The organism is Cysteiniphilum litorale (assembly GCF_003428165.1).
Classification (GTDB): domain Bacteria; phylum Pseudomonadota; class Gammaproteobacteria; order Francisellales; family Francisellaceae; genus Caedibacter; species Caedibacter litoralis.
The window spans coordinates 1-533 of the sequence record NZ_QLIQ01000194.1; the positions used below are offsets into that span (position 1 = coordinate 1).

General features: G+C 39.4%; 1 protein-coding gene. It reads right to left on the bottom strand.

From position 1 onward, the window contains the following. A partial coding sequence (locus DNJ75_RS15250; RefSeq protein WP_117004218.1) for a DUF3987 domain-containing protein occupies window positions 1–533 on the bottom strand: 533 nt, incomplete at both ends.

The window sequence follows — 533 nt, forward strand, 5'->3', positions numbered from 1 at the left end:
AAACCATACTGGTCAACGGGAAGTGTTTTATTTAGACAGCTTTTGATTCGCGCATGAAAGCGCTCAAGATCTTCATTTACACTACTGGCAGGCTCTTTATAGTAGCGGTTGCCCATGGTTGATTCAGGATATGCAAAAAGTGTCCGTGCAAAGAAACCACTATTACGATTGATCCCATCATGTTTTTTAGTCATTTGCTCTAAAAGTAATGGCTGCATCATAAGATTTAAGGTGAAGCGTCTGTCTTTAATAAAAATATTACCCGTTGTTTTGCGATGAATTGATATCGGCTTACCATCCCAGAGACGGTTTAAGATACTGGCAAACTTTGTGTTGTCCTTCTGCATGGTTGGACTGGATAAAAATATGCCTGCCTCATCTGACCAAATACTCCCGTTAGGATATTCTTTTGATAGATTTTCGCTGAGTGCTTCAACCGTTATATCCTCATATTTTAGTTTAGGCAATAGCGGTATTTCAGGCTCATCAAGCATTACTGAGTCATATTGAGCTTCCTGTTCATCTGCATTTTC